Annotated in this window: 17 protein-coding genes; 10 read left to right on the top strand and 7 right to left on the bottom strand. The window is 61.0% G+C overall.

Going from position 1 to position 25,523, the window contains the following annotated elements:
• Position 1 precedes the first annotated feature (1 nt).
• Positions 2–805 (bottom strand): 2,5-didehydrogluconate reductase DkgB, encoded by an 804-nt coding sequence (gene dkgB / locus AC1DIG_RS17300; RefSeq protein WP_477768280.1) that lies wholly within the window; start codon positions 803–805, stop codon positions 2–4.
• Positions 806–1,173: 368 nt separating this feature from the next.
• Between dkgB and AC1DIG_RS17295 the strand changes: the two genes are divergently transcribed.
• Both AC1DIG_RS17295 and AC1DIG_RS17290 read left to right on the top strand, forming a co-directional pair.
• A complete protein-coding gene (locus AC1DIG_RS17295) occupies positions 1,174–2,610 on the top strand; it encodes a mechanosensitive ion channel domain-containing protein (RefSeq protein WP_477768279.1) in 1,437 nt (478 codons plus the stop codon).
• Between the two features lie 417 nt (positions 2,611–3,027).
• Positions 3,028–3,468: a carboxymuconolactone decarboxylase family protein gene (locus AC1DIG_RS17290; RefSeq protein WP_477768278.1), complete on the top strand. Its 441-nt coding sequence runs from the start codon at positions 3,028–3,030 to the stop codon at positions 3,466–3,468.
• Between the two features lie 7 nt (positions 3,469–3,475).
• Here AC1DIG_RS17290 and AC1DIG_RS17285 read toward each other — a convergent pair whose 3' ends face one another.
• Together AC1DIG_RS17285 and AC1DIG_RS17280 are read right to left on the bottom strand one after the other, a co-directional pair.
• Positions 3,476–5,068 carry a DHA2 family efflux MFS transporter permease subunit gene (locus tag AC1DIG_RS17285; protein WP_477768277.1) on the bottom strand — a complete coding sequence of 531 codons (1,593 nt, stop codon included), beginning with the start codon at positions 5,066–5,068 and terminating at the stop codon, positions 3,476–3,478.
• Positions 5,065–6,192, bottom strand: a complete 1,128-nt coding sequence (locus AC1DIG_RS17280; protein WP_477768276.1) for an HlyD family secretion protein — start codon at positions 6,190–6,192, stop codon at positions 5,065–5,067. Before AC1DIG_RS17280 ends, AC1DIG_RS17285 begins: the two co-directional genes overlap by 4 nt.
• Before the next feature lie 300 nt (positions 6,193–6,492).
• Here AC1DIG_RS17280 and AC1DIG_RS17275 point away from each other — a divergent pair, with 300 nt between their 5' ends.
• The 3 genes from AC1DIG_RS17275 to AC1DIG_RS17265 all read left to right on the top strand — a co-directional run bounded on the left by AC1DIG_RS17275 (position 6,493) and on the right by AC1DIG_RS17265 (position 14,579).
• On the top strand, positions 6,493–8,220 hold the full coding sequence (locus tag AC1DIG_RS17275) for a ShlB/FhaC/HecB family hemolysin secretion/activation protein (RefSeq protein WP_477768275.1): 1,728 nt from the start codon (positions 6,493–6,495) through the stop codon (positions 8,218–8,220).
• Between the two features lie 107 nt (positions 8,221–8,327).
• The gene (locus AC1DIG_RS17270; protein WP_477768274.1) at positions 8,328–13,106 is read left to right on the top strand and encodes a hemagglutinin repeat-containing protein; all 4,779 of its coding nucleotides are present in this window, start codon (positions 8,328–8,330) and stop codon (positions 13,104–13,106) included.
• 651 nt (positions 13,107–13,757) lie between these two features.
• Complete coding sequence (locus tag AC1DIG_RS17265) at positions 13,758–14,579, top strand: hypothetical protein (protein WP_477768453.1); 822 nt, start codon at positions 13,758–13,760, stop codon at positions 14,577–14,579.
• A 51-nt stretch (positions 14,580–14,630) separates the two neighbouring features.
• Here AC1DIG_RS17265 and AC1DIG_RS17260 read toward each other — a convergent pair whose 3' ends face one another.
• Positions 14,631–15,782 carry an MFS transporter gene (locus AC1DIG_RS17260; protein ID WP_477768273.1) on the bottom strand — a complete coding sequence of 384 codons (1,152 nt, stop codon included), beginning with the start codon at positions 15,780–15,782 and terminating at the stop codon, positions 14,631–14,633.
• A gap of 151 nt (positions 15,783–15,933) precedes the next feature.
• Between AC1DIG_RS17260 and AC1DIG_RS17255 the strand changes: the two genes are divergently transcribed.
• The gene (locus AC1DIG_RS17255) at positions 15,934–16,926 is read left to right on the top strand and encodes a diaminopimelate epimerase (RefSeq protein WP_477768272.1); all 993 of its coding nucleotides are present in this window, start codon (positions 15,934–15,936) and stop codon (positions 16,924–16,926) included.
• Positions 16,927–17,056: 130 nt separating this feature from the next.
• Here the strand turns inward: AC1DIG_RS17255 and codA are convergent, their stop codons facing one another.
• Positions 17,057–18,295 (bottom strand): cytosine deaminase, encoded by a 1,239-nt coding sequence (codA, locus tag AC1DIG_RS17250; RefSeq protein ID WP_477768271.1) that lies wholly within the window; start codon positions 18,293–18,295, stop codon positions 17,057–17,059.
• 144 nt (positions 18,296–18,439) lie between these two features.
• Between codA and AC1DIG_RS17245 the strand changes: the two genes are divergently transcribed.
• Positions 18,440–21,244 (top strand): C2H2-type zinc finger protein, encoded by a 2,805-nt coding sequence (locus AC1DIG_RS17245; protein ID WP_477768270.1) that lies wholly within the window; start codon positions 18,440–18,442, stop codon positions 21,242–21,244.
• Between the two features lie 208 nt (positions 21,245–21,452).
• Here the strand turns inward: AC1DIG_RS17245 and queD are convergent, their stop codons facing one another.
• Positions 21,453–21,809, bottom strand: a complete 357-nt coding sequence (queD, locus tag AC1DIG_RS17240) for a 6-carboxytetrahydropterin synthase QueD (RefSeq protein WP_477768269.1) — start codon at positions 21,807–21,809, stop codon at positions 21,453–21,455.
• Positions 21,810–21,903: 94 nt separating this feature from the next.
• Entirely contained in the window at positions 21,904–22,983 is a 1,080-nt protein-coding gene (locus tag AC1DIG_RS17235) for a patatin-like phospholipase family protein (RefSeq protein WP_477768268.1), read from the bottom strand.
• A gap of 152 nt (positions 22,984–23,135) precedes the next feature.
• Here AC1DIG_RS17235 and AC1DIG_RS17230 point away from each other — a divergent pair, with 152 nt between their 5' ends.
• From AC1DIG_RS17230 to AC1DIG_RS17220, 3 genes are read left to right on the top strand one after another with little or no spacing between them, the layout of a single operon-like run.
• On the top strand, positions 23,136–23,450 hold the full coding sequence (locus AC1DIG_RS17230; protein WP_477768267.1) for a PepSY domain-containing protein: 315 nt from the start codon (positions 23,136–23,138) through the stop codon (positions 23,448–23,450).
• Complete coding sequence (locus tag AC1DIG_RS17225) at positions 23,450–24,118, top strand: response regulator transcription factor (RefSeq protein ID WP_477768266.1); 669 nt, start codon at positions 23,450–23,452, stop codon at positions 24,116–24,118. The genes AC1DIG_RS17230 and AC1DIG_RS17225 overlap by 1 nt, the downstream gene beginning before the upstream one ends.
• The gene (locus AC1DIG_RS17220; RefSeq protein WP_477768265.1) at positions 24,115–25,428 is read left to right on the top strand and encodes an ATP-binding protein; all 1,314 of its coding nucleotides are present in this window, start codon (positions 24,115–24,117) and stop codon (positions 25,426–25,428) included. The genes AC1DIG_RS17225 and AC1DIG_RS17220 overlap by 4 nt, the downstream gene beginning before the upstream one ends.
• Positions 25,429–25,523: the final 95 nt, after the last annotated feature.

Below are 25,523 nucleotides of genomic sequence, written 5' to 3'. Positions count from 1 at the left end.
CTCAATCCCAGTCGGGAGCGATACCTTTCGGGCTGGTCAGGCGTTGGCCGCGTTCCAGTCCGGCGATCAGCGCCATGTCTGCTGCACTCAGCGTCAGCTTGCGGGCCGCCAGGTTGCTGTCGAGGTTGGCCCGTTGGGTCGAAGACGGGATCACCGCGTAACCCTGCTGCATGGCCCAGGCCAGCGTGACTTGCGCCGGGGTTGCCTGATGCCGCTCGGCGATCTGCTGGATGATCGGGTCCTTCAGGACTTCGCCGTAGGCCAGGGTCATGTAGGAGGTGATCTGAATACCCTGGCTCTGGGCGAACTCGACCACTGTGCGGTTTTGCAGGTAAGGGTGCAGCTCGATCTGATTGGTCGCGATGTTGTCTGCACCGACCGCGTCGATGGCTTGCTGCATGAGGTCGACGGTGAAGTTCGACACGCCGATCTGTCGGGTCAGGCCCAGGGCTTTGGCTTCCAGCAGGGCGCCCATGAATTCGTGCACCGGCACCTGGTTTTCCGGGGACGGCCAGTGAATCAGCGTCAGGTCGAGGTAATCGGTTTTCAATTTGCGCAGGCTGTCTTTCAGGCTGGCGATCAGTTGGTCTTTGGCGAAATTGGCGATCCAGATCTTGCTGGTGATGAACAGTTCTTCGCGAGCAATACCGCTGGCGGCGATGGCCTGGCCGACATCGGCTTCGTTGTCATAGATTTGCGCGGTATCGATCACCCGGTAACCGAGTTCAAGGCCGGTGCTCACCGAATCGATGGCCACCTGGCCTTGCAAGCGAAACGTACCGAGGCCGAAAGCTGGAACAGACATGTGTGACTCCAAGGGTTGTGACAGGAATGGCCGCGAGTATCCCGGTCTGCATCCTTGAGAAAAACCGCTGTATCGGCAAAGCACTCTTTACTGAAAATCACGAATCCAGGGAGCCTTGCGCTCAAGCGATGGTGAGTGGCGTACACGGATTCTGCATGCGCCACTCACCACCTGTGGGAGCGAGCTTGCTCGCGATAGCGGTCTGACAGTCACTGCATCGGTGTCTGTTCTACCGTCATCGCGAGCAAGCTCGCTCCCACATTGGTTTTGTGGTGTGGTGCAGGTTGCGTTCACCTCGCAATCAAACACTCCTACACTGTGCCCAATCTGTGCGATCTTCACGCCATTGGCCTTGCTGGAGCTGCTTGATGTTGTCACTTCTCACCGATCACCCGATGTTCTGCGCCTTGGCGTTGATTCTGGTCGACATCCTGCTGTGGCGGTTGGTCAGTGTCAGTCACTGGAAACTGGCGATGCGGGTGATGATTTTTTCGTTGTTCAGTGCCGTGCTGTTCAATGAAGGCATGAACCCGATGGAGGTGGCGCCCTGGCCGGAGAATGTGCCGTTGCACCTGGCCGCGACCGGATTGCAGATCGGTTGGTGGCTGTTCGGCGCGCGAACCCTGACGGTATTGCTCGGCACTGTGATGATGCAACGGGTCGGACATACCGGCCGGTTGTTGCAGGATTTGCTCGGCGCGGTGATTTTCCTGATCGCGATCATTGCCGCCCTGGCGTATGTGCTCGATTTGCCGGTCAAAGGTGTGCTGGCGACTTCCGGTGCCCTGGCGATCATCGTCGGCCTGGCATTGCAGAGCACCCTCAGCGATGTGTTTTCCGGCATCGTGCTCAACACCACCAAACCCTATCAACTGGATGACTGGATCTCCATCGACGGCACCGAAGGCCGGGTCACCGACATCGACTGGCGGGCCACGCGGCTGCAAACCTCACAGGGCAGCATGGCGGTGATTCCGAACTCGTTGGCAGCCAAGGCCAAGATCATCAACTTCAGCCGGCCCAGCGACATTTTCGGCATTACCATCAGCCTGCAACTGAGCCCCCATGCGCGCCCGCACACGGTGATCGAAGCGCTGGAGCGGGCGATGCAGGGTTGCCGGCAACTGCTCAGCAAACCGGCGCCGAGCGTCTCCTTGAAAAACTCCAGCGCCAGCGGCGTGGAGTACGAGATCATCGGATTTGTATCGTCCATGGGGCAAAAGCGCGAAGTGCGCAATCTGCTGTTCGATCTGGCGTTCCGGCATCTGCGCGCATCGGGCGTGAGCCTGTTGTCGACCGCAGAAACCACAACACCGCCGGACCTTTCGCGGCCAAGGGCGTTGCTCGAAAGCTCGAGTATTTTCTCGACCTTGCGTTCGGAGGAGAAAGACACCTTCAGCCAGAACATGACGCTCATTACCTTCCGCCCTGGGGAAATGATCCTGCCTGCCGGCGAGGTCAGCGATCACCTGTTCATCATCGAATCCGGGGTGGTGTCAGTGGCCTTGAGCCGTGGCGGCAAAAAGTTCGAAGCCGGGCGCATGGGGCCGGGCGAGGTGATCGGCGAGGCCGGGATTCTCTCGGATAAATCGGTACCGGCGGACTTTTCGGCCAAGACCTTCTGCACCCTGTACCGGATCGAAAAGGAATACCTCAAACCCTGTCTCGACGCCCGCCACGACATCAACGAAGCGATGCAGACACTGCTGGATTTCCGCTTGCACACTGCGCAAACCCTGACACAGGAAGTGCCGAAAGTGGTGGAGAAGAAGGGCTTCTTGCAGTGGTTGCGTAGTCGGACGTAGCCCGTTACGAAGCCTTATGAAACAGAGGTGGGTTTTTTGTATTGTTCCGGGTCTACCGACCCGTTAAGCCGCTACACGCGCTCCGTAGCAGCTGCCGAGTTCGCGAGGCTGCGTTCGGCTGCGAAGCAGTCGTAAAATCAGGCAACACGCTCTTTCAGGCAAACCGCGTACGCAGGGTTTGAGGACTGCGTCCTCGAACGCAGCCTCGCGGGCTCGGCAGCTGCTACGGTTACTGTTACTCCGGTGGATCGAGGTGATCCAGTGCTCGATTCACCGCCAACTCGGCCGGAGAAACGGTCGCGCCAAAGGACGGGCAGGCCGGTCATTGGCTACCTCGACTTCTGAACAATTGGCTATTTGTGCCAATCGCCGACAGCGCTACCGTATGGCGCATTCCCACTTGCTACGGAGCTGACCATGCAATCTCGTGTCGATTTCTACACCGCTTCACCCGATGCCCTCAAAGCCATGATCGCGCTGGAAACCGCGGTCTCCAAGCTGCCGCTGGAAAAGACCCTGATCGAACTGGTCAAACTGCGTGCTTCGCAAATCAACGGCTGTGCCTTTTGCATCGACATGCACACCGCCGATGCGATCAAGGATGGTGAAACCCCACGTCGCCTGTTCGCCGTGACCGCCTGGCGCGAAGCCCCGTTCTTCAGCGACCGCGAGCGTGCGGCCCTGGCCTGGACCGAATCCCTGACTCAGCTCAGCCTGACCCACGCCCCGGACGAAGACTACGAAATGGTCGCCGCGCAATTCACGCCCAAGGAAATGGTCGACCTCACCGTGGCGATTACCACCATCAACGCCTGGAACCGACTGGCGGTGGGTTTCCGCAAAATGCCGCAGGCCTGATCCAGGATTAATGGGCGTCTGCTGATGGCGCAGCCGGCGGTTGCACCTTGCGCATCAACGGCACCATCAGTGTGGCGATGATGAAGCAGACCATGATCGTCAGGAACGCGTCGCCATAGGTTTGCGTCTGGGCTTCGCGGTAGGTCAGCAGCCACAGTTGGTGCAGGCTGGCCGTCACGCCCGCGTCGCCGCTCTGACCCAGTGCGGCGAAGTTGCTGCCGACCTGTGACAGCCACTGGTTCATGGCTTCATTGCTGCTGTTCAGGTGCTCGGCCAGTCGTGTGAAGTGCAGGTTGGTGCGGTCATTGAGGATTGTTGCGCAGGCAGCGATGCCGATCGCCCCACCGAGGTTGCGCATCAGATTGAACAACCCCGACGCATGCTTCAGCCGTGCCGGGGCCAACCCGCCCAAGGTCAGCGTGACCGCAGGCGGCACCGCCAATTGCTGGGCAATCCCGCGCAAGGCTTGCGGCAGTATCAACTCCCTGGCGCCCCAGTCATGGGTGATCGGGCTGAAATCCCACATCGATAACGCGAACAGCCCAAGGCCGGTCATCATGATCCAGCGCAAGTCGACGCGGTTGGCCAGAAAGGCATACAGCGGAATCGCCATGATCTGGAACACCCCGGTGGAAAACACCGCCAGACCAATGTCCAGTGCCCCATAACCGCGAACCCGACCAAGAAACAACGGCGTCAGGTAAATGGTCGCGAACAGGCCGATCCCGGTGACGAATGAAAAGAAGCAGCCGAGGGCAAAGTTGCGGTCTTTCAGCGCCCGCAGATCAACGATCGGGTGGGCCACGTGCAAGCTCCGACCGATGAACGCCAAGCCCGCCAGCCCGGAAATCCACGCGGTGGTCAGAATCGTCTGATCGCTGAACCAGTTCCAGCGCGGACCTTCCTCCAGGGTGTATTCCAGGCACCCGAGAAACAGCGCCATGAACACCATGCTCAGGTAATCCGCCCCCTTGAGCAGGGACAATTCCGGCTGGTCGATTTTCACCAGCATCGGCACCGCGACGGCAACGAAAATCCCCGGCACCAGGTTGATGTAGAACAGCCAGTGCCAGGACGACACGTCGGTGATCCAGCCGCCAATCACTGGCCCCAGAGTCGGCGCCAATGAGGCCACCGCGCCAATGGTCGCGGCGGCGATCACCCGTTGTTTGCCGCTGAAGAAAAAGAACGCGGTGGTGAACACCAGCGGGATCATCGAGCCGCCGAGAAATCCTTGTAGCGCGCGGAAGGCGATCATGCTCTGGATGTTCCAGGCCGCGCCGCAGAGCAGGCTGGCCAGGGTGAAACCGACGGCCGAAGCGCAGAACAGCCAACGGGTGGAAAACACCCGCGACAACCATCCTGACAGTGGAATCACGATGATTTCAGCGATCAGGTAGCTGGTCTGCACCCAAGCGGTTTCGTCGGTACCGGCCGAGAGCCCGCCGCCGATGTCACGCAGCGAGGCCGAAACAATCTGGATATCCAGCAGCGCAATGAACATGCCGATACACATCGTGGCGAAGGCAAACACCTTGGTCGCCGTTGCCATGCTCGCGGCATTGAACGGTTGAGCCTGGGCGGTGAGGGCGCGGCTCATGGTGCGCTGGCCTGGGCTATGGCTACGGTGGTTTCCTTGGGCGCGGTTTTGGTATCAACCGACGCGGTCACCGACAGCCCCGGACGCAATTGGCCGAGTACGCCGTCGGCCGGATCGAGGAGGATCCGCACCGGCACCCGCTGGACGATTTTGGTGAAGTTGCCGGTGGCGTTTTCTGGTGGCAGCACGCTGAACTGCGCGCCAGTGGCCGGCGCCAGGCTGTCCAGATGACCGTGGAATTCGCGGCCCGAGAGCACGTCGGCATGAATGCTCACGCGCTGCCCCGGCACCATGTGCGCCAGTTGATCTTCCTTGAAGTTGGCATCGACCCACAGTCCGCTGGCGGGCACCACCGAGAGCAATTGCGAGCCGGCCTGGGCATAGGCGCCAACCCGCGCCCGGCGGTTGCCGATAACACCGTCGACCGGTGCGCGCAGTTCGGTGTAACCGAGGTTCAGTTGCGCCAGATCACGTTCGGCGCGTGCCTGCATCAACGCCGCTTTGGCCTGTTGCTTGCGAGTGGCGATCACGTCCAGCTGCCGTTGGGTTGCGAGCAATTCGGCTTGTGCCCGGGCACTCTGCGCTTGAGCTGTCTTGAAGGTGGCATCGGCGCGTTGTGCACTTTCCACCGACACCGCATTACTGCCGACCAGTTTTTTGTAGCGGGCATTGTCATCCCGCGAGCGGGCGGTTTCCGCGCCGGCGGCATCAATCCCGGCGCGCGCCTGGCCGATCACCGCATGCTGCAATTGCTCCGTGGCATCGAGGTTGGCCAGCAGCGCTTCCTCTGCCGCAACGGCGCCTTCAGCCTTGGCCAGGCTGGCGCGATAGTCGCGTGAATCGAGGCGTACCAGCAGGTCGCCAGCCTTGACGCGTTGGTTGTCGGTCACCAGCACTTCTTCGACATAACCGGCGACTTTCGGCCCGATCACCGTCACATCGCCACCGATGTAGGCGTCGTCGGTTTCTTCGATGAAGCGGCCGCTGGTCCACCAGTGCGAACCGTAGAGGGCGATCAACGCCAGAGCAATGAGGCCCGCAACAGCGAGCAGTAAGCGCTTGAGCAAAGGAGTGCGCGCAGGTTGCACGGCAAGGGAAGGATCAACGGTATTCAGGCTGGTCATGGCAATCCCCTATGGGATATCAGTCGTTATTACGGACGTAATATGACGCAGGTAATATTTTCTGACAATTGATTTTTCCGGCCGCTCGTCGGTTGCCGATCATCCTGGGTGGACGCTTTTGATAGGCGGTGTTTTTGAGCGGGCGTGCGAGCCGGTACGACCCGATCGGCAAAAACTGTAGTGATGTTTAATTATTAAATACGACGTAGGCAACGTCTTGCATTTGTGTAGTCAGGGTTTGACTATCACGCCAATTGATAGCGTGGCATTAGGCCAGTTAATCGAATGCAAGGATGTTGAGTGCCGTTTTCGCTTTCCGTTGTTCCGCGTTTTTCCACCCCATTCTTTCCACGTTTGTTGGCCGCGCTGCTGAGCCTGAGCATCGCTCCGCTCCAGGCCGCAGAACCCTCGGCACTCGGCCAGGAAGGGCTGCGTCAGCAACAGCAGCAACAACGCGACCTGCAACAACTGCAACTGGAACAGCGGCGCCGCCAATTGGAACGCAGCAGCTTTGGACCGGCGCCAAGTACTCCGGCGTTGCCCGCGCAGGTTACTGCCGATGAACGTTGCTGGCCCTTGAGCGGGACGCGTATTGGCGGCGTCACGCTGTTGAGCAGCCGTGAACTGAATGAGCAACTCAAGCCGCAGATCGCTTCGTGCATGGGTGTCGGCCAGATCAACCATCTGCTGGCGACCATCACCCGCTTGTATGTGGATGCCGGTTACATCGCCAGTCGGCCGTACCTGGTCAGCGCTCCGGCGGCCGGCCAGTCGCTGGATATCCGGGTCGATGAAGGTTACGTCGAGTCCATCGAACTGCAGGATCAGAGCTTGCCGGTCGCACTGGGCGGGGCCTTTCCCGGCATGCTCGGCAAGCCGCTGAACCTGCGCGATCTGGAGCAGGGCCTGGATCAGTTGAACCGCTTGCGCTCACTCGATCTGACGGCCGACATCGCCCCCGGCAGCCAACCCGGCGCCTCGCGGATCATTTTGCGTTCGCGCAGCAGCGCCGCCTCGCGCTGGGCCTTGGGAATGGGCCTGGACAACCTCGGCAGCGCGAGCACCGGGCGTGATCGCGACACCTTGAGCCTGAGTCTGGACAGCCCGTTGCAGCTCAATGATCTGCTCAGCATCAATCTCAGCGACACCCTCAACCACGGCCCGCGTTACAGCCGTAACGCCAGCCTGTATTACGCCATTCCTTACGGTTACTGGACCTACAGCCTGTTCGTCAGCCATGCCGAGTACCGCGCGCCGTTCAAACTCAGCAGCACCACGTTGTACAGCCGCGGGCTGACCGACCAGCTCAGCCTGCGCGCCGACCGCGTGTTGTGGCGTGATCAGGGGCATCAGCTCAGTGCCAGCCTGCAACTGGCGCACAAGGACGTCGACAGCTATCTGGAAAACATTCGCCTCGGCATTCAGAGCCCGACGCTGACCGTGGCCGAAGCCGGGTTGAACCTGTTCTGGCTCAACAGCGCGGTGTGGAACCTCGATATCAACTATGCCCAGGGGCTGCGGTGGTGGGGCGTCGACGACGATGCCCAGCGCCAGAACAGCAACCTGCCGAAAGCGCAGTTTCGCAAATACCGCGCGAACCTCAGCCAGTGGCGCAATGGCCAGTTCGCCGGGCAAGCCTGGCAATGGCAAAGCCAACTCTCGCTGCAATACAGCCCCGACCCGCTGCCGGCCATCGAACAACTGCTGGGCACCGACGATTCCGCTGTTCGCGGCTACCGGGAAAACAGTGCATCCGGCGCCACCGGAGCGATCTGGCGCAACACCTTGCGCTTGCCGCTAAACAGCGGCCTGCCGGTGCGAATAACCCCGCGTCTGGGGCTGGACAACGGTTGGCTCAAGGCCGATCACGGCGCTGAAGGCCAACGGCTGAGCGGTGCCAGTGTCGGGCTCAACCTGAGCTGGAAAAACCTGCAAGTCGACATCGACTACCAACGCAGCCTCAACACACCCAAAGGTTTTGGGAATGAACCCGAGGCCTGGCTGATGCGCCTGGGCCTGCAGATATGAAAACCGCCATCCCCGACAGCCTGAAACAGCCGCGGCATCTGAGCGCGACAGCAGCGGCGTACCCCCCAACGCGCAACTGGATTCAGCCCATTTATTGAGAGGTTCTCATGCCGATAGAAAAGTTCGCGTTTCACCTTTCCCCTCGGGGCAAACTGCGTTGGGCGATTGCCAGCCTGCTCTTCGTTGCCCAACTACCTCAGGCGCTGGCCGGTGGCTTGACGGTCGCACCCGGTCCGGGCGGCACCCCGCAACTGCAAAATCAGGCCGGTGTGCCGATCGTCAATATCGTTGCACCCAATGGCGCCGGTCTGTCGCATAACCAGTTTCTCGACTACAACGTCGACCGTCAGGGGCTGGTGTTGAACAACGCCCTGCAAGCCGGGCAGTCGCAACTCGCCGGGCAATTGGCTGCCAACCCGCAGTTCCAGGGGCAGGCGGCGAGCGTGATCCTCAACGAAGTGATCAGCCGTAACGCCTCGGCCCTCAATGGCGCGCAGGAGATTTTCGGGCGCTCGGCCAACTACGTGCTGGCCAACCCTAACGGTATTTCGGTCAATGGCGGCAGCTTCATCAACACCCCGAATGCCAACCTGGTGGTCGGTCGTCCCGAGCTGAACGACGGCAAATTGCAGGGGCTCAACACCCGTGACGCCACCGGCCAATTGCAGATCCAGGGCCAGGGCCTGACGAACCGCGAAGGCGGCATCAACCTGATCGCCCCGCGCATCGACAGCCAGGGCCGCATCGATGCGCGCGACCAGTTGAGCGTGACGGTCGGCCGCAATCAGCTGGATTACGCGAGCGGTCAGGTGCGCAACGTCGACCCGGCCGGCACCACTCAGGATTCACGCATCGATGCCAGCCTGTTCGGTGCCATGCAGGCCGGGCGCATCAACATTGTCAGCACCGCCGAAGGCGCGGGTGTGCGAGTCGGTCCGGTCCAGGTTGAAGGCCGTGACGGCGTGAAGATTCAATCCGCCGGTGACTTGCAGATCAGCGGCCAGGCACTGCCCAACAGCCTCGACGTCACCCGCAGCGCGGTACGCAGCAGCCAGGGTGATGTCGCGTTGCGCAGTGACAAGGACCTGACGTTGGCGGCGGCGGATGTCAGTGGCCGCAACGTCAAACTCGACGCCGGGCGCAACCTCACGCTGAGCAGCGTTGAAGCGCGCAAGCTTCAGGAGAAACGCGAGAACTGGAACAACAACACCATCGGCATCACGTGGGAAACCTACGAGCGGACCCAGACCGACAGCGACTCACGCCAGCATGGCAGCCAGGTCGTGGCCAGTCGCAATGCCGAACTCTCGTCCGGCGCCAGCACCGAACTCAAGGCCGCCAAGGTCGAGGCCGGCGAAACCCTGAAGGTCGACAGCGGTGCTGATCTGCGCCTGACGGCAGCCACCGAAACCCGTACCCAGACCGATCAGGGCAAGCACCGCAAGCACCTGTGGAAAGCCGATTGGGACGACCGCAGCGAGGAGCAACGCAGCGTCACCAGCCAGTTGAAGGCCGGCAAGAACATTGCGATCAGCAGCGGCGAGTTGTTGTCCTCGCAAGGCGCGGAACTGAGCAGCAAGGGTGACATTCAACTGGCTGGCAAACAGCTTGAGATCGGCAGCGCCAGCCGTACGCAAAGCAGCAGCAAGAACGGGTACTCGGGAGATCTGGTCGGTGGCGGGTTCTTCGGCAAGACCGGTGATGCCGATCAGGGCAAGACCCTGAATCAGGGCAGCAAGATCAATGCCGACGGCAAATTGATCGTCAAGGCCGACGATGTGCGCATCAGCGGCAGCCAGGTGCGTGGCCGGACCGAGGCCAGCGTCATCAGCGACAAAGGCTCGTTGACCATCGATGGCGTGCAGAACACCTCCCACAGCAACAGCCATGACAAGGACAGTAAATTCTTTGGCATCGCCAAGGATGAAAGCCGCCAGAACCTCAAGGGCAGCACCACTGTCAGCAGCCAGCTGAGTTCCGACAGTAACCTTGCGCTCAAGAGCGCCAAGGACATCGACGTGGTCGGCGCCACTGTCTCGGCCGGTGGATCGCTCAGTGCGGACGCGACGGGCAAGCTGACGGTCAGCTCGGCGCAGAACACTTCCGACAGTAACACCTCGAGCCAGAACCGTGGTTTCGACGTCTATGCCAAAGAGAATGCGCCAGGTGCCGGCCAGTACCGCGCCGGCATTCACTATGAAGACAAACAACAAACCACCACCGCCAATGAAACCCGTCAGCAGGGCTCGAGCCTGACTGGCGCCAACGTCGAACTGACGGCGGGCGGCGACCTGACGCTCAAAGGCGCCAACGTCAAAGCCAGTGCTGGGGACGTCAGCCTCAGCGGGCAGAACGTTGCGCTGTTGGCCGAACACGACAGCACCTCCAGCACCACGGATACCACTAGCAATGGCGGCGGCTTCTACTACACCGGTGGTCTGGACCGCGCCGGTAGCGGTGTCGATTTCGCCCACAGCAGCAGTCAGGACAGCAGCGCCAAAACTACTGCTCGCACCACGGGTGTCGAGAGCAGCGGCAAGCTGCAGATCAACGCCGGCAACGGCACGCTGACCACCCAGGGTGCACAGGTTGCCGCTGGCTCGACGCTTCAGGTCACGGCCGGGCAGGTTGACAATCAGGCTGCCAACAACGCCGACAGCAGTTCCCACAAGGAGAACAACTGGTCGGCCGATGTCGGTGCCAACGTCGAGTACAAAGGCATTGCCCGTCCCATCGCCAAAGCCATCGAAGGTGTGGCCCAGAGCAAGGTTCAGCAACCGGGTTTGCTGGATAACCTCACGCAGCCGAATGTCGGCATCGACGTCGAGGTCGGTCATTCGAACAACAGCCGCACCGAGCAAAACAGCACCGCTGTGGTCAGTCAGTTCAAGGGCGGGGCGGTTGATGTTCGGGTGGCCGGTGAATTGAAGGATCAGGGCAGCCAGTACCGTGCAACCGATGGCGGGCTGACGATCAAGGCTGACAGGCAGGTCGCGACGGCGGCCGCCAACACTCACAGCAGCAGCGATCAATCGGTGGATGCCAAGGTGGGCGTTCGCGTCTACACCACCACCGGCGAAGACGTGAACGTGCGCGGCAGCGGGGCGGGCGGTAGCCGCCAGACTTCCGAGACCAGCTCCAAAGCGGTGGTCGGCGGCTATGCCGGGAATCAGGGCGTGAAGATCGATCTGCGCGGTGACGGCCAGTACCAAGGCAGTCAATTCAACGGCGGGCAGGGCGGTGTGGCGATCAAGAGCGGCGGCGATCTGGCGCTGAATCAGGCCAACGACCATCAGAGCAGCAGCACTTCCAGCCTGCGTGGCGATGGCTCGCTGACGGTCGGCACCAACCCGGGCGCCGAAGGCAGCAACGTCAATCTGGGCGCCGGTTTCCAACTCGATCACAAGGCCAACCAGACTGAAGACAGCCAGGCCCGGGTTGCGAGCATTCAGGGCAAAGGTCCGGTGCAACTGAGCAGCGGTGGTGATCAAGTGCTGCAAGGCACCACCATCGGCACGGTGGTGAACAAGGCGGCTGACATCTCGTTGAACGCCGGCGGCAAGCTCAATCTGCAAGCTGCGACGGATACTCATAGCGCCACTGGCAGCAATCTGGGTGGCGGTCTCAATGTTGGGGGCGGTAAAAGCAGCACCGAGCAAAGCAGCGGCTTGAATGGCAACCTGAGCGCCAATTTCAACATCGGTCGGGTGGGCGAAAACAGCCAAATCCTGAAGGGTGGCAGCCTGAACAGTCAGGGCCCGGTCTCGCTGAGCAGCGGTTCCAGCGCTGCTGACGCGATCCACTTGCAAGGCACTCAGGTCAGCGCACCGAGCGTGACCCTTGATGCACAACGAGGCGGGATCTATCAGGAGTCGGCGCAATCGACTCAGGCCATCAACAACTGGGGGCTGACCCTCGGCGCCGGTGGAAACGCGAGCAAGTCGACGCCGTCGGCGACCAACGATCAGGACGTTGCCAAGAGCGGCCACGGCTTCGACGCGCGGGCGAAAATCGACGTCGACAACCGCAACAGCACTACCCAGAAAAACAGCCACATCCAGGCTGACAGCGTGGTGCTGAACAGCGCTAGCGACACCCGGTTGGCCGGTGCCCGGATCGATGCCAAACAGGTCAGCGGCCAGGTTGGCGGTGATCTCACGGTCGAAAGCCGTCAAGACCATGAGAGCAGCGTCAAGGTTGGTATCGACCTGCGTTTGAACGCGGAGAAGAACCAGCCAGGCGCCGTCGGCAAACTGGCCAAGACTACCGGCCCGCTCAAGGACAAGGTTGAGGGCAAAGCCCAGGAAGCTTTCGACAGCCAGCGCGACAAGCTGGAAACCGCGGTCGACAAAAGCGTTGAAGGCCTGGCCTCGGCCAAGGACTCACTGACCCGCAGCGGCAGTTACTCGCTCAACGAGAAAGACACCGCCGGCAGCAAGGTCGCCGACGCGACCCAAAGCGCGCTGTTCGGCGACAAGAGCGGTGAAACCTCATACACCCCGACGCTGTACCTGGACGTCAGCCACACCAGCAAGAACAACGTTACCCAGGCGTCCAGCATCAGCGGCAGCCAAGGCGTCGACCTTCGGGTAGGCGGGGAAACACAACTGACCGGTGCGCGGATTTCTGCCAAGGAAGGTTCGGTGGATCTGGGCGGTTCCAGGGTCACCAGTACTAGCCTCAGCGGCAGCTACTACCGGGCCGATGTTGGCCTCAACCTGTCCAAGTCAGCGATCAACCTGGCGACCGGCGCCAAGGACGAACTCACCCAAACGCCTGACGCCGCCACGGCCAAGGATCGCAAGTTCAACCTCGGCCCACTGAGTGCCGGTGGCCATTACGAGACCCAGGTGCTGCAAGCCGGTATCGACGAGAACACCCGCTAAACCGGGGCAGGCCAGTGACTGTGTCACGGGCCTTGCGCAAACAATAAAGCCCCTCTCCTGGCAACAGGAGGGGGGCTTCGCTTTCGACTGCGGTAACTAATAAGTTCACTTATTATTTCTGTCGGCTACCTGAACATCATTCAGAAAACAGTGCGTGTTCTCTGTTGAGTGCGGACAAGTCAGTAACTCGGTGGATATACTTCGGCGCATCCGAAGAACGATTATTTAGTTTGGAAGATATCGCTGGTCAAGCACTTGAATAGTGTTTGTTCGTGCGCGCGGCTATCAGAAACAAGTGTGCTGATGTTTCGTAATGTGTATCAGTGTGTGTAACTTGTTTCTTGATGATAAGCACTGTTGGTGTTGGCCTGTATGGGTTTCTAGGCAGGTGTGATGCCGGTGGTGGATGTTTTTGGATGAAATAAACTTGTCACAAATTGAAATGAATTCCGTCCGGCCAAGTTGGGTGATCGTGCCTCGTTATGGCCATTAATGAAAGATCAGGAGCGTCGAAGATGACCGAAGAACCTAGTTGTAACTCTCAACACCTGAGCACTGCCTTATTGTTGAAGACATTAACCTTAGCCGTCGCAAACCCTCCTCGTTATAGGCATGAGGAGCATTTGCGTGAACAAGTATTCAAGGTCGATCATGCCAAACTACACACCTTGCCGCACCGCCCACTCGAAAATCACTGCGCAGGCCGTTGAGGCCGTTTCATTCACTGCTTTTCTTCAAGATCTGTCTCCCCACAAACGCGGGGTCATGCGGCAAAACCTGGTGTTTGTCGGTGTGGCCGTTGGCGTCTCCCTTCTGCTGACACTGTCTTCCAAAGCCCACGCCGCCGGCGGCCCCTATGTGGTCGACGACGGTTCGATCAACGCCCCCGGCGAATGCAACGTCGACGTCTGGTACAAAAGCCAACGCCACCAACAGTCGAACCATGAAACGGAGCTGTCCCAGGACTGCACGTTCAAGGCGCTGCCCTCGGTGCAGTTCGGCGCCGCGGTGTCCCACGGCCACGACGATGGCGACAGGGAGACCCAAGTCAGTCCGAAGATCAAGGCGCAGGTGTTCAGCGATGATGATCTGGGGCTGGAAGTGGCCCTTGCCGCAGGCGCGCATTTTGCCCTCAACCGCCGCCACTCCTTCGATGGCGCCGACCTGACCCTGCCCATGACGTATCAGCCTGTCGAGTCGTTGCGTCTGAACGTCAGCACCGGCTGGACCCACGAATACGACGACGGCAAGCAACGCCGTAGCTGGACCTGGGGCACAGGCGTTGAATACGCGCTGGCCGAATCCCTGACGCTGATTGCCGAACGCTTCGGCCAGCAGGGTGGCGACCAGGGCTGGCAGGCCGGACCTCGTCTGCATCTGGGCAAAAAGGTCGATATCGATCTGGTGGTAGGACGCCACCTGAATAACGACCGCGAACAGTGGCTCGCCACCGGTGCCACGTTGCGTTTTTAAACACCCGTTGTTCAGCCCCGTATCACCCGCCAACGCTTTGTGGCGGGTGATTCAAACCTTCAACGCCTTGCCACTGACCGCCACGGCCAGCAGCAACACCGCGATCAATCCGAAGGCGAAACTCAAGCTGCTGCCGTGGGCGATAAAGCCGATCACTGCAGGCCCCGCCAGAATCCCCGCATACCCCAAGGTCGTGATGGCCGGAACGGCGATGCTTTCGGGCATGACTTTCTGTTTGCCAACGGCGGTGTACAGCACCGGCACGATGTTCGAACACCCGGCCCCGACCAATGCATACCCGATCAGCGCGGCTTCCCAGGCCGGTGCCAAGGTTGCCAGCAGCAGGCCGGCAGACGCGGTCAAACCGCCAAACACAATCACGCGTGTGGCCCCCAGCTTATGCACGATGGCATCGCCCGTCAGCCGTCCGACCGTCATGGTCAAGGCAAACGCGGCATAGCCCAGTCCGGCATACGCGGTGTCGAGATCACGCTCTGAGGTCAGGAACACCGCGCTCCAGTCCAGCACCGCGCCTTCGGCCAGGAACACGATAAAACACAGGCTACCGATAAACAGCACCATGCCGTGGGGAATGGCGAACGCCGGCCCCGAGCTTTCGCTGCCGTAGGGCAACAGATGGGGCGCAGCTTTGAGCAACGACACCAGCAGAAACACGATCACCACCAAGGTCGCGCCCAACGGCGAAACACCCAGGCCGAGCAGGGCGCTGACACCCGCCGCGCCGACTATCCCGCCGAGGCTGAACAAGCCATGAAAGCCCGACATCATGGTCTTGCCGCTGGCTCGCTCGACGATCACCGCTTGCAGGTTCACCGTCGAATCCACCGTACCCAACCCGGCCCCGAACAGAAACAGCGCGGCGATCAGCAGCGGGATCGACGACACCGTCGCCAGCAGCGGCAGTGCCAGGCAGATCAGCAGCGTGCCGCCACTGAGCACCCGCCGACAGCCGAAGCGCGAGGCCAGCGCACCGGCCATCGGCATCGCCAGAATCGAACCGACCCCCAGGCACAGCAACAACAAACCGAGCGTACCGTCATCGAGCCCGGCCCGGGCCTTGGCGTAAGGCACCAGCGGCGCCCACGCGGCGATGCCGAAGCCTGCAATAAAGAAGGCAATGCGCGTCGACATCTGTTCGAGGCGTCCGGGGCGGACAGAGACGGGAGGGATGATGGCGGTCATGAAAATCCTTGGTACTTCGGAGGAGGCTGTGAGCAGGGCCACATCCTTGCACATCAGCGACCGTCAGACGACCTTGAGGTTCTGTGGGTGTGATTCGAGTCGCCAGCGCTTACAGTAGCGTCGTGTTCCAGACTTCACCCAGGACCTGTCCATGACCTCGCTTTTCGATGCCCGCGGGAATATCTACGCCGTTGTCAGCCCACACGATCTGCGCCAGCGTGGTATCGATTTGCCGCAGGACGCCAGCCAGTCGGCGCAACGCCGTGCCGACTGGGCGCTGTCTGCGGTGGAAGCCATTTGCAGTTGGGCCCCCGGCACCCAACCGGCCGGTGCCAAGGAGCACCGTTCGGACGGTTTGTTGGTCGGCCCGTTTCAGGCTGTGCCACCGTTTGACCTGTTGATCGTCAACACCGACGGCACGCTGGCCGAGCGCAGTGGCAATGGCCTGACGATTTTTTCCCAGGCGCTGACCGAGCAGGGCTTGATGCCGGCGCAGGGGCGATGCCTGCTCAAGGTTCACCATGACAAAGGTGATGCGGTGTCGCCTGTCGAAACCTTGGTAACGCCTGCGCAGGTCGACGGCGTGCAGGGTTTCTGGCTGGACCTCGGCAAACCGGCTTTAGGGGCGAATGCGGTGGGGGCTCAGGCGGTCGAGGCGCGGACATTGAATCAACGTGAGTTGAGCCATGTGCCGCCGCTCGCGCGACTGAATCCGCTGTGGGCCTACAGTCAGTTCGTGCGGATCGGCAATCCCCATTGTGTGACGCTGGTGACGGATACCGAGGCGTTGCCGAGCAATGAGCAGATGCGCGAGCCCGGGTTGTCGGACGACCTGACGCGTATCGCTTTTGCGCCACCGAGCGGGGCTGGCGAGCCGTGTGCGGCGGGCGTCAATCTGCAATGGGCGAGGCTGGAATCCGAGCGGCGCATTGTTGCCCGGGTCTTCGAGCGAGGGGAAGGGCCGACCGCATCGTCCGGTACCAGCGCCAGCGCGGTGGCTTGCGCTGCGTGGAGTGTGGGGTGGGTGACGGCGGGGACTGTGGCGGTGGTTATGCCCGGCGGTACGGCGCCGGTGCTTCTTGAAGAACACGATGGTGAACTGAGCCGGGTCAGTTTGTTTGGTACGGCGCAGTTGATGTCCTGATTCTGCGGTGTCGGTCAGATTGCTATCGCGAGCAAGCTCGCTCCCACACGGGATCTGTGTCGTCCACAATTGTTGTGGTCATCGCAGTTCACCTGTGGGAGCGAGCTTGCTCGCGATAGCGTCAGCCCGGTCAGCCGAAAAACTCGACCACCGGCAACTGCCGCTTCATCAACACTTTCCCGCCACGAATCGAGTACAGCGGCAAGCCCTGGCTGCGGATCACTTCGTAATCGCTGTCCGCCGAGAGAATCAGCAAATTCGCTGGCCGTCCCGGCTCCAGCCCATAGCGATCACCCAGGGCCATGGCCTTGGCGCTGTTGTCGGTCACCAGGTCCAGCGCGGTTTGCAGGTTGCGGTAACCGAGCATGTGGCAAATGTGCAGGCCGGCTTCGAGCACCCGCAGGATGTTGCCGTTGCCCAACGGATACCACGGGTCGACAATCGAATCCTGACCGAAACACACGTTCATCCCGGCTTCCAGCAACTCGTTGACGCGGGTGACGCCACGGCGTTTCGGGAACGTGTCGAAGCGCCCCTGCAGGTGAATGCTTTCGGTCGGGCAGGAAACAAAACTGATCCCCGAATGCCCGAGCAGGCGAAAGAGCTTGGCGCAGTAAGCGTTGTCGTAGGAGCCCATGGCCGTGGTGTGGCTGGCGGTCACCCGTGAACCCATATCGCGGCTGCGGGCTTCTTCGGCCAGCACTTCAAGAAAGCGCGAGTGCGGGTCGTCGGTTTCGTCGCAATGCACATCCACCAGGCAGCCGGTGCGCTCGGCCAGGTCCATCAGGAATTTCACCGAGCTGACGCCTTGATCGCGGGTGTACTCGAAATGCGGAATGCCACCGACCACATCGGCGCCCAGCAGAATGGCTTCCTCCATCAAATCGCGGCCGTTGCGATAGGACTCGATGCCTTCCTGAGGGAAGGCGACGATTTGCAGGTCGATCAGGTGTCGACTCTCTTCACGCACTTCAAGCATCGCCTTGAGCGCGGTCAACTGCGGGTCAGTAACGTCGACGTGGGTGCGAACATGCTGGATGCCGTGGGCGGCGAGGGCGCTGATGGTCTTTTTGGCGCGGGTTTTAGTGTCTTCAGCCGTGATGGTCGCCTTGCGTTCGCCCCAGCATTCGATGCCTTCGAACAACGTGCCGCTCATGTTCCAGCGCGGTTCACCGGCGGTCAGCGTCGCATCGAGGTGGATGTGCGGCTCGACGAAGGGCGGCACCACCAGATTGCCACCCGCATCGAGGTCTTCGGGGCCGAGGGTTGGCGCTTCGGTCTGACGGGCGATGTTGGCGATCAGGCCGTTTTCCAGGTGCAATTCATGCAGGCCTTCATGGTTGCGCAGGCGGGCATTGATGATGTGCATGGGGTCAGGTCCTTTGGGCTAGTGCTGTATTCGGAGGGCATCGATCGATGGCTATACGTTAGCGTAGCGGTGACCGTACCGGCCAGCGGCACCTGTCAACTCTGACAGTAGACAGTTTCTGATACCCAATGCTATCCAGTGTTCATGGACGACTTTGGCTTTCATCACGCGACACCCACCCTGTGGGTAACGGACGCTCGGGGTCTGCCTGTGCGCAGCGTGGCGTACTGCCGTTCGACGCGTGAGCAAGTGCCCGAGGCGCGGGTTACACGGCAGGCTTTTGATGCCGCAGGGCGTGCGACTGAGCAGTGGGACCCGCGTTTGTGGGGCGAGGGTTCAGCTGCGGCGTTGATCACGCACTACAACCTGCCCGGCCAGGTGTTATCCACCGATAGCGTGGATGCCGGTTGGCGTGTGTCGTTGCTTGGGCAGGACGGCGAAACCGTGAATGCCTGGGACAGTCGGGGCAGTCAGCACACTTATGAGTACGACCTCTCGCGGCGTCCCCTGACGGTGAAAGAGCAGGCGCGGGGTGAAGTCGCGCGGGTGGTTGAGCGTTTTGAATATGGCGCGGCCACGGAATCGGGCAACGCGTGTGGCCGGTTGATTCGTCACGACGATCCGGCCGGCACCCGGCATATGCCGGCCTATGATCTGCAGGGCTTGGCACAGCTTGAAATCAGCCACTTTCTTGACACACTGGGCCCGCCCGACTGGCCGCAGTTGCCCGCGGCACGCGACGCCTTGCTGGAACCCGGTCCCGGCGTCGAGAGTCGCTGGGCCTATAACCCTGTCGGTGAATTGCTGAGCCTGACCGACGCCAAGGGCAATCGCCGGCAGTTCAGCTACACGGTGGCCGGTCAACTCAAGGAAGGCTGGCTGCAACCGGCCGCCAACCCGGCGCCGGGGCAGTGCCTGGTGCGGGATATCCGTTACAACGCCGTCGGGCAGGTCGAGCGGGAAACTGCGGGTAACGGGGTGGTGACCGAGGCGCAGTATCAGCTCAGCGATGGCCGCTTGTTGCGGCTGTCCGCCGGGCTGCCGAATGCGCCGCCGCTGCAAGACCTGCGGTATGGCTTTGATCCGGCCGGCAATATTCTGCACATCGAAGACCGGGCGTTGCCGATCCGTTATTTCAAGAACCAGCGCATCGACCCTGTCAGCACTTTCGGCTACGACAGCCTGTACCAGTTGATCGGTGCCAGTGGTTGGGAAGCGCAAAGACCGTCCTCCGGTCCAGGGCTGACGGGGCAGTATCGCACCGCGAACGATCCTCAAGCGCTCACCAACTATCGCGAAGAATACGACTACGACGCGGCGGGCAACATGACGCAGCTGCGGCATCTCGGCGCGCAACCGTTCACCCGCAGTTGGATCATCGCCCCGGACAGCAACCGCAGTTTGCTCGAGGACGACCAGCCGCCGGATTTCGATAACGCTTTCGATGGCAACGGCAATTTACGCTGTTTGCACCGTGGCCAGGTCATGAACTGGGACCTGCGCAACCAGTTGTCCGGTGTCTCGCCGGTGGTGCGCGAAGACGAAGACGACGACTGCGAACAGTATGTCTACGGCGGCGGGGGCAAACGCCTGCGCAAGGTCCGCACCGAACTGACCAATGCCCGCCGCGTGACGGCTGAGGTACGTTACCTGCCGGGACTGGAAATCTATCGCAGCAACGGCGTCGAGGTGCGGCAGGTGCTTGACCTCGAGGCGGGGCGAAACCGGCTGAAGTGGTTGCAATGGCCCAGCGGCGAGCGTCAGCTGCGTTACCACCTGACCGACCATCTGGGCTCCGGCACGCTGGAACTCGATGAACAGGCCAAGGTGCTGAGCCGCGAAGTGTATTACCCGTTCGGCGGCACGGCCTCGGAAGATCACCGCGATCAGACCGGCGCTTACAAAACCATCCGTTACTCGGGCAAGGAGCGCGATGTCACCGGGTTGTATTACTACGGTTACCGCTATTTCGCGCCATGGCTGAGCCGCTGGATCAACCCGGACCCGGCGGGGGCGGTGGATGGGTTGAATCCGTATGTGTTTGTCGGGAATTCACCGGTGGGGCATGTGGATGGTGATGGGCGGATGAAGGAGCTCGCGAGCGCCGTGCAGGCCAGCGGCAGGGAACTGCGTACGCCGCAGCAATTGGCAGCTGACGCTGCTCGAATGGTGTGGATGGATGTCGCTGACGAAATCCAGCCGGTTGTTGCTTCGGTTACGTCGTCGGCCATGATTGAGAGTTACGATTTTGACTCGCAAGCGTCAGTCAGCTCCATGGGGTCGATTGACGGTGTGACGTCTTTTGCCGTGCTAGGGAATGTATCTCCTACTGGTATTGATGAAATAGAGCTGGGAGGGGATTTGCGGCGCAGTACACCAGAGCCTGTTGCCGGTCCTTCGTCAGCGGTGTCGTCCGGGGCAGCCAAGGACTATTCCTGTCCTACATGCAATAAAGCGTTTACGACGAAGTCGAATCTGACTGTACATAGGCGAACGCATACCAGCGAGAGGCCTTTTGTCTGCCCGGCGGAGGGATGTGGCAAAGCGTTTTCGCAGAGCAGCGACTTAACCAAGCATAAGCGAACGCATACCGGCGATAAGCCCTTCCCTTGCACTGAGGCGGGTTGTGGTAAAGCGTTTACAAAGCGTTGCAGCCTGGCTGTACATCAGCGAAAGCATACCGATGAGAGGCCCTTCCATTGCACTGAGCCGGATTGTGGTCAAGCGTTTACGCAGAGTAGCCACCTGAATGTACATATGCTAGAGCATACCGGCGAGAGGCCCTTCCTTTGCACTGAGCCGGATTGTGGTAAAGCGTTTAAGAAGAGTAGCCAACTGACTGTACATAGGCGAAGGCATACCGGCGAGAAGCCTTTCGTCTGTCCCGTGTGCGAACGAGGCTTTACTCAAAAAAACAATATGATTAAGCATCAGAAAACGCACCGGTAAGAGATACCAGCCCAGCCTTGGACCTGTGCGATTTGACCTGGCCATGCGGGTGAATCCAGTGCCAGCCGAAATCGATCCCTATTCAGTGCCGACTCGCTCACGATGATGGCCTGCGAAAACAAAACACCCTGCGAAAGCCTGGCCCTCGCAGGGTGTGGGGTGACGCGCTCATTAACCACCGCAATCGGTGGTTTTTTTCATCATCGGCTTATTCGCCGTGGTAGATGCAGCCGCTGGTGCAGGTTTCGTGGATGCGAATGGCGCTGAGTTCCGGCAGCAATGGCGTCAGCTCGTTCCAGATCCACTTGGCCAGGACTTCGCTGGTCGGGTTTTCCAGGCCTGGAATATCGTTCAGGTAGTTGTGGTCCAGGCGCTCGTAGAGCGGCTTGAAGATCGCCTTGATTTCCGAGAAGTCGCGGATCCAGCCAGTATGCGGATCGAGGTCGCCGCTCAGGTGAATCGCCACTTTGAACGAGTGACCGTGCAGGCGGCCGCACTTGTGGCCTTCCGGGACGTGAGGCAGGCGGTGGGCGGATTCGAAGGTAAACTCTTTGAAGATTTCCACAGTGGTTTGAGCTCTGTCAGGTGGCTATCGCCCGCGGCGATGGGGCAGGTCGCGAGTTTAACAGCTTGGGTTCGGGGTTGCGGGAAAACACTGACTAAAGGGTCAACAGCTGCTCACCCAAACGCCCGCTGGCGGTCAGTTCGAGGAACTCGTCGCCGAGCCGCTGGCTCTCGTCCATGGCGGTTTTCCAGTATTTCCGGCGGCTGGCCGGGTCACCCATGAAGCGCTTGAAGTCGTTCCGGTCGGGCAATTTGCCGTGGGGCAGGCGCGACAGATAGGCTTTCGACGGCGCCACCAACAGCACATCCTGCAAACGCCCGGAATTGCCGCGTCGCCATGGCAGGGTTTTGTCGAACCAGCCGGGAATCACCCGATCGGTGAAGTGCGGGTAAAGCACGATGTCGTCACCGCTGTACGGCAAGTCGAGATGGTAATCCAGCAAGCCGCCATCGCGATAAGTCCCGGCGCCTGCACCGGGCAAGTCACGTACCCCTTCCATGACCATCGGGATCGAGCCCGATGCGAGCAAGGCCTGACGCAAGTTGCCGGCGTTCAGCGGGACGAAACGCGACGGGAAGTCATGCAGCGCGTTGAGCGGTGGTGCCAGCCGAGGGTCATGCACGATCAACCGTTCGAAGTGCCGCGACAACCGTGAGCGCCCGCGCAGGTTGTCGGCGATCACCGATGACAAGCCCAGCCCGAGTCGCCCGCGATGGTCGTCGGCGAGCAGGCCGTGGCTTTTCACAACCATGATGTTCAACCGATAGAGCGGGTTGTCCAGCAACCGCGCATCGTGCCCGCCGAGCAAGTCATGCAGCATGCGCTGCGAGCTCTGGCTGATTTGCGCCATGCTCACGCCCTTGGCAAAACTCTGCGCGTTGTACAGCTCACCGAGACGTCTGATGCCTTCGGCAGCGTCCGGCAAGCAGGCACTGGCGAAGCGCCAGGAACCGACCGAAGCGCCGATCAACGAGCGCTCGCGCGGTGCGGCCGGTAGCCACTGCCCGAACAACGCCAGGTCCAGACCTTGAATCCCCAGGGCCTTCGGTCCACCGGCGGCACCCGGCAGCGTGCCGACCTCCAGGGCGCTCAAGCCGTTTTCGCGGATCCGCGTAAAGGCTCGTGGGCCGGCCTTGAGGGTCAGGGCAGGGAATTTGATGTGGATGGCGGTCATACCGGTCTCGATTTTTTGCAGGGTGTGTGCACAGAAATGAAGTGTAAACGCATCAATGATGGCAATTCAGTTTCAGTTAAGTTGACGCAGCTAGGGTGACTCCCCGGGTAATTTATGAAGAATACGCAGGCACTCCATGCTCAGGATATGTAATGAAGGCTAATCTGCGCGCGTATGGTCTGGCGACCCTGACGCTCCTGGCATTTTGCTCGGTGGTAGCTGCCCGTGACCTGGACCAGGACGAGGCCCTGCGCCTGCGTCAGAAAGGCGTGATTCTACCGCTTGAACAGCTGTTGCAGCAGGCCATGGACCGCCACCCCGGCGCTAAATTGCTCGAAGCCGGGCTTGATGAAAAGCATGGCGTCTACATTTACGAAGTCGAGTTGCTGACCGCCGACGGCGTGGTACGTGAGCTGGACCTGGAAGCCGCCACCGGGCGCTTGATCAAAGACAAGGACGATGACTGATGCGCCTGCTGCTGGTGGAAGACCACGTACCGCTGGCCGATGAATTGATGGCCGGGCTCGATCGCCAGGGTTACGCCGTCGACTGGTTGGCCGATGGCCGCGATGCGGTGTATCAGGGCAGTTCTGAACCCTACGACCTGATCATTCTCGATCTCGGGCTGCCAGGCTTGCCGGGGCTTGAGGTGCTCGGCCAATGGCGGGCGGCGGGCCTGGCCACGCCAGTGCTGGTGCTGACCGCGCGCGACTCCTGGGCCGAACGTATCGAAGGGCTCAAGGCCGGCGCCGACGACTACCTGAGCAAACCGTTTCACCCGGAAGAACTGCACCTGCGGATTCAAGCGCTGCTGCGACGCTCCCATGGCCAGGCCAATCAGCCGACGCTCAAGGCGGCCGGGTTGCAGTTGGACGAGGGCCGTCAATGCGTGATTCGCGACGGCGCCGACATTCAGCTGACCGCTGCCGAGTTCCGCCTGTTGCGCTATTTCATGCTGCACCCGGAGCAGATCCTTTCCAAAAGCCACCTGGCCGAACACCTCTACGACGGTGAAACCGAACGCGACTCGAACGTGCTGGAAGTTCACGTCAATCACCTGCGCCGCAAACTCGGGCGCAGCGTGATCGACACCCGGCGCGGTCAGGGTTACCTGTTCGGTGGGCAAACCCGGTGAGGTCGATTCAACGGCGTTTGAGCCTGGGACTGATCAGCGTCATGGTGGTGGTTGGTCTGGTGCTGGCCCAAACCAGTCTGTGGTTGTTCGAAGTGGGCTTGCAGCGTTATCTGGAAGCCGGGTTGCGCAATGACAGTGAAAACCTGCTGATGGCGTTGGTGCGTGGGCCGCAGGGTTTGCAGCTGGACGAACGGCGCCTGTCACCGGCTTACCAGCGACCGTTCTCCGGGCATTACTTCCATATCGACTTCGCCGACAACCACTGGCGCTCACGTTCGCTGTGGGATCAGGAATTACCGCTGCTCGATCATCCCGGGCTGCACAGCAACCTGCAACTGGGCCCGGAAGGCCAGCAATTGCTGGTCCTGCGTGCGGACTATCGGCGATTGGGGCAGTCCATTTCCATCAGCGTGGCGCAGGATTACACGCCGGTGCGCGAGAGCTTCCAGCGTATGCGCCAGGTCGGGCTCGGGTTGGGGCTGACAGGTTTGCTGCTGATTCTGGTGTTGCAGCGGGTCACCGTGCGGCGTGCCTTGCGACCGCTGGAAAACGCCCGCGAGCAGATCGCCCAGTTGCAGCAGGGGCAACGTTCGCAACTGGACGCTCAAGTGCCGCTGGAGCTGGAGCCTTTGGTGGCGCAGATCAACCATTTGCTCGCGCACACCGAAGACAGCCTCAAGCGTTCGCGCAATGCCCTGGGCAACCTTGGTCATGCGCTGAAGACGCCACTGGCGGTGCTGTTGAGCCTGGCATCGTGCGAAAAGTTCGACGCCCATCCCGAACTGCGCAAGATCCTTCGCGAGCAACTCGAACAGGTTCAGCAGCGACTCAATCGCGAACTGAATCGCGCGCGCCTGGCCGGCGATGCTTTGCCGGGCGCGCAGTTCGATTGCGCTGCCGAGCTGCCGGGATTGCTGGCGACCCTGAACATGATCCACGGCGACCACCTGCATCTGGGCTCCACGGCACCGTCCGGTTTGCACTTGCCTTGGGATCGTGAGGATGTGCTGGAGCTGCTCGGCAATCTGCTGGATAACGCCTGCAAGTGGGCGGATGCCGAGGTGCGCTTGAGCATCGTCGAGACGGCTGATGGGTTTGTGTTGGCCGTGGAAGACGATGGGCCGGGGATTCCCGAAGCGCAGCGCGATCAGGTATTCAGTCGTGGCACGCGGCTGGATGAGCAGACCGACGGACATGGCCTGGGGCTGGGGATCGTGCGCGATATCGTCGAGGCGTGGGGCGGGGAGTTGGTGTTGCAGGAGAGCGAGTGGGGCGGGTTGAAGGTGGTGGTGAAGCTGCCTGGACGCTGACACCGATCTCAGACGCACCCGATTAACCTGTGGGAGCGAGCTTGCTCGCGATGAGGCCGTGACATTCAACATTGATGTTGACTGTCATACCGCCA

This window comes from Pseudomonas sp. 05N431 (genome assembly GCF_056397005.1).
Note: the sequence above shows the minus strand (reverse complement) of the source record. Positions and strands in the feature narration are given on the sequence as shown.